This is a genomic window from Bartonella sp. AA83SXKL (assembly GCF_042196965.1).
Lineage (GTDB): Bacteria > Pseudomonadota > Alphaproteobacteria > Rhizobiales > Rhizobiaceae > Bartonella.
In genome coordinates this window covers 1-572 of sequence record NZ_JBHIRG010000318.1, presented here as the reverse complement: position 1 = coordinate 572, position 572 = coordinate 1, and the positions used below count along the sequence as shown (strand labels likewise).

The following is a 572-nucleotide window of genomic DNA, read 5'->3' as shown; positions in this document are numbered from 1 at the left end:
AATCCGAAAGATGATAACGAAGCAGATGCTTTAGCAATTTTATATTTAGTTAAAGAAAGGGAATTGGGGTATGTCCATTAAATTACCATGGACGAGGCTTTTTGCAGACAAGTGGGCAATAGTTGTTGATTATTTGCCTGCTGTAGAGGGCAATATCTATATGCGATTACGGTTACGTATGTTGCGTACTGGTGAACCTCTTTTTTATAATATTAAAGTTTTATCTCATTACACTGGTTATTCAGTGAAGAAGTTTGAAGCGGCACTGAATGTTTTGCTTGAAGAAGGATATTTCATTCGTTTAGCAGATGGTCGCTTGTGGAATTTAGATGTTGAAGAAGAGCTTACTAACTCTCATGAGAGTTTAGAAAAGGTATCAAAAGCATCACGATCAAAGAGATTATCGGAGAGAGCAAAGAAAGCAGCGCAGGCAAGATGGGATAAACATACAACTTATACTTGTGATGCTTGTGATGATGCTCAAGTTACTGAAAATACTGATAAAAACGATGCTAAAGCAATGCTTAATGATGCTAAAACGATGCTTAATGATGCTAAGCATGCTAAGCATG

Annotated in this window: 1 protein-coding gene; it reads left to right on the top strand. The window is 36.7% G+C overall.

All coding sequences use genetic code 11. The features are described from left to right. Positions 1–70 precede the first annotated feature (70 nt). Positions 71–572: DUF1376 domain-containing protein (locus ACFINO_RS11365; protein WP_375655954.1), on the top strand; the 502-nt coding region annotated here is incomplete at its 3' end.